Below are 4,136 nucleotides of genomic sequence, written 5' to 3'. Positions count from 1 at the left end.
TGAATGACGGTCCCATTGCCGGCACCGCCGATGCGCACGACGAAATTGCTCGCGGAGCCTCCACCGCTCGAAATGGCTTCCGCCGACATGCCGAACTCGATCCCTCGCGACCGGAGCTCCGAGCTGCCGGTATGGGTTACGGAATCTACCGTCAGACTGATCATTACCGTGTCGTTGGAGGTCAGGGCAGCCCCCAGCAGGGTTTCGATGGATTCGGTGCTCGCAAATCCGCCCGAGAAGAAATCGCCGCCATCCACCGCAAGCAGCAGATCCGGAGAAGCCCCCGAAAGCGCGACATTGGAATCATCCCCTTTAACGTTGTTGCTGAACAGCGTCGTATTGCCTGTCGACGCTTCAAAGACAACCAAACCATGATCCGGCGCGGAAGGCGCTTCCGGGATATAGGTGACATCCAACGCGACTTCCGCGGTATTGGTTACCCCGGAACCCACCTCGGTCCAGGTGACGACCAGCGTGGAATTCGTGGTGTCCCCGAGGTTGGTAAGTCCGACGGAATTGTTGAAGGTGACGATGATCTCTTCGTCCGGGTTGCCCAATCCGAGGGTCGTGCTGCCCATGGAGGCACTGAACCCGGCATCGGCCACCAGCGAAACGACCTCGATATCGCTCGAGGAATTTGCACCGACGCTATACGACGCGGCGAGGGTGCCGGCTACGCTCGTGTCGGGGGCAAGAAGTTCGAGGGAGAGCATGCCCGGAGCCACGGCCAGCAGCGGATTGGTTTGGGTCTCGACCGCGATGCTCGCTTCGCTGATCGTGGTCACCAGCGGATCGGTTGCCGGGCTGGTGTTATACCGTTGTGCGGCAAAATACAAATGGCCGTTGCCGAAATAATTGACGAAGTCGCCGGGGGCGAAGCTGCCGCTTATGGTTGCCGAGGTCGCGCCGTTGTTGATTCCGGCAACGGTGGAGTTGGCGACGACGATGTCCGAGAGCGTGATGGTGTACCCTGCAACATTGGCGGCAATCTCCATGCCGAATCCGTTGAGTACGCTGGCTTCCTGCGCATCGAATCCCAGCCCGGTCGAAATCCAGGAGGATAGGATGGCCACATCCGATCCGGTGTTTGCGGCCTCGATCCCAACCAAGAAGTTATTGGTTCCACTGGGATTTGCCGCATCGCCAACGATTCCAAACTGAGCGCCATTGGCGCGCCAGGTGCCGGCAATCGAATCCACCCTCAAAGACAACGTAACCGTATCGGTGGCGGTCAAGTCACTTGCGTTCAGGGCATTGATATGCTCGATGCTTACAAAACCTCCCATATTGAAGCTTCCGTTGGCATTCGTGAGCACCAGGTTCCCCGGCCCCCCCGAGAGCGTCATTGATCCCGTATCGGCAACCCCGTTGTTTAACAGTACCGTATTGTCTGTCGCTGCGTCAAAGATCGTGGTTGCGCCGGCCAAGCCGCCCAACCCCATCGCCAGGATTGCGGTCAATGCTGTCTTCCTCATTGTTTCATCTCCAGTTAATTCCGTTAGTTGGCCGCCCGGGTCGAATCCCGCGAAACAGCCTCCGTACCCATGAAAGCGCCGGAATTCCTTCGAGGGTGACAGCAGAGCAAAAAAAACGCGATTGATTCGCGGGGTGCGGTTTCCGAGAAAACCGGGTTCGCTTAAACGTTTATGGAGAGGGCCCCGAATCCGAGAGGATCGATGGCTTGCGATGCGCCGAAGGCGCAACAAACTTCAGCCCTGGGCATCGCCGTAGAGCCGCCGCCACGAGGTGGCTTTATGCCTGACGGGACACCGCAGGACGCGAATTGATTCGCCCCGTCAGGGCGTGTGGCTTCGACCGCGCGGGGTTCATGGGACTCCGCCGCCGGCTCACGCCTCTCGGCTCACTTTTTCTTCATCTTGAAAACATGGGAACAGCTGCCGTATCCGTCCCGGGTGCTGATCCCGGTCGCCATATAAACATACGCGGGTTCCCCATCCTTCATGAGAATCTGCGGACGTTCCAGCCGGCCGGAATAGTCCTTCACTTTCGCGGGCGGTCGATACTTCGTGCCGGCTTCCAGTTCTTTCGTGCCGACATAGTGCGACAACGGTTCAAAGGACAGCTCCACATCGTCCTTCGGGAACCAGAACCCATCCGCGGACGTCCAAAGGAGTCCGCCTCCGTGAGAACCTCCCTTAATGTGTCCGAAATTGCGGCTAAGCAGATAAACCGTGCCGTCCATCGTAAACGCATAGGCATCCTCGATCCCGCCACGGGTCACCTTTTTCGGGTGGTTTTTGTAAGGTCCTTCCAGGGAATCCGACACCGCGACCCCGTAGGTGTAGCCGCCGCCATTCGGAAGCACAGCTTTGATGTAGAGCATGTATTTGCCGTTGAATTTGATCAGGGACGGATTCGAGACCCCCAGTTTTGCGGTGTGGTTCCAATCGGTGGGTTCGGCGGATTTGCGGAGGATCGTCCCGTCCTGCTCGGCGCCCGCCGCCGGTTTCCAGGCGTCGTTCAGGTCGTCGGCGACATACATGATGATGCGCTGGGTCGCCAACTTGTTGTTTTCATTCACAATGAAACAGAGCACGTATTTGCCGTCGATGTGCTGAATCGTCGGATTATGGGGGGAATTAAAGGTGCCGTCCTGGTCCGGAACGGCCACCCGGACCAACTCGAAAGGCCCCTCCGGCTTGTCGCCGACATAGTGCGCAATCTCGCAATCCTTGAACCAGCCGTCGAAGTCCGGTTGCGAATCGATCGGCCATTGGGCGACATAGAGATGCACCTTTCCATCCGGGCCGATGACGGGCGACGAGCCCCAAACATGCATGCCCTCCGTCTGTACGGCCGGCCCCACATACTCGAACTCGAATTCGCAGGGTTTGGCCAAGCCAAGCATGGGTAGGGCGAGCAAGGTTGCAATCCACGGTGCTGTTTTCATCTGTCGATCTCCGATTCTGGGCGGTTCATCCGCAAAAGGGTTGGGTCTCTCGGGGAACAACTCCCCGGTGCATTTAATAACGCCATGTTTAAAGAAATAGTGACATGGCGCAGGAATTCATCAACTGCGTCAGCCTTGGGCATTGCCCGCGAATCCGGATTCGAAAAGCCACTTGCCGCCCCGAACCGATGGGCCAGGCGACGGCAAAGGGGCCCTATCGCTCCAGCACCTGCACGCGTTCCGGGACCCGCCCGAGTTGCTCGGGCAAAAACCGCCCGCGGGAAACAATCAGCTTCTTCAACGCGGGGAAGCGCTGGACCGGCGAAAGATCGGTCACCTTGGTTCGGCGGATATCGAGCTCCTGGACATGCAGCGTATTGATTTGTCCGAGATCATTCAGACCGGTTCCCTGCGCATCGATGATTTTGATGCTCATGAAACGCAGGGGACTCTCGCCGGAGGTGTTTTCGGAAAAAACGGCAAACTCCTTCAGCTGATCGCCGCGCAACAGCAAGGAACTCTGCTGCGGATCGTACTCGAAGCGTCCATGCGTCCACCGCCTATTCCACCCGGCCAGCACCGCCCGCACCGGCTTTTCATACCCGGTCTTCTCCTTCCGCACCGCATAATCGAACGCAAGCATCTTTTCGAGCAGCTGCCGACGATTGTATGCACCGCCTCCCAGCCGGGTAAGAAGATCCGACAACTGGTCAAGGGGCAACAACTCGCCGTCCTTCTTATCCACATATTCGCGACTGAGCTCATAGAGGTCGCGATTCCCCCGGCCTTGGCTTTCATAGAGCTCAATGACCTGGGCAAAGTCCTGCTTGATGAAGTAGCAATATTGGATTGCCGATGCCGCGTTGCCTTCCGCTTCATTCTCGAGCAGGAACTTCGAGCGTTGAATCGCGAGCTCGAGCGCCGGCACGGGATCGGAATAGATCAACCGTCTGGAGAGCAAGTACGACTCGGCTTCCAGATCGACCGACATACTCTCCAAAAAATGCATATTGCGCGTCAGCTCGTCGCGATAGAGCGTGGTCGCGGCCTCGGCCTCGCGCCGGTGCGCTTCGGCAAGATCCCGGGCGTTGCGGGTTTCAACCACCCGTCTTTGCAACTCCGCGATGAACAACAGCGTTAAAACCACCACCACCATCCCCACCCAACAGACGGCCCGGTTGCGCTTATAGAACAGGACGGCCTCCTTCAGCAAACCGGCCTTCTC

3 protein-coding genes are annotated in these 4,136 nt (G+C 58.2%); all 3 read right to left on the bottom strand.

Annotated features, from left to right (window positions below):
• A partial coding sequence (locus tag ABYO54_RS14790) for a hypothetical protein (RefSeq protein ID WP_372809012.1) occupies positions 1-1,475 on the bottom strand: 1,475 nt, incomplete at its 3' end.
• A 386-nt stretch (positions 1,476-1,861) separates the two neighbouring features.
• Positions 1,862-2,911, bottom strand: a complete 1,050-nt coding sequence (locus ABYO54_RS14785; RefSeq protein ID WP_372809011.1) for a glycoside hydrolase family protein — start codon at positions 2,909-2,911, stop codon at positions 1,862-1,864.
• 214 nt (positions 2,912-3,125) lie between these two features.
• Positions 3,126-4,136, bottom strand: a 1,011-nt coding sequence (locus ABYO54_RS14780; protein ID WP_372809010.1) for a hypothetical protein, incomplete at its 5' end; no start/stop codon positions are given.

Origin of the sequence: Pontiella sp., assembly GCF_041622395.1 — a bacterium.
GTDB lineage: Bacteria > Verrucomicrobiota > Kiritimatiellia > Kiritimatiellales > Pontiellaceae > Pontiella.
The sequence above is the reverse complement of the archived record's forward strand: the minus strand, read 5'-3'. Positions and strand labels throughout refer to the sequence as shown.

What these genes read in the sequence shown, in the direction of transcription:
- ABYO54_RS14785 (WP_372809011.1), bottom strand. Translation starts at nt 2,911, where the DNA reads ATGAAAACAGCACCGTGGATTGCAACCTTGCTCGCCCTACCCATGCTT.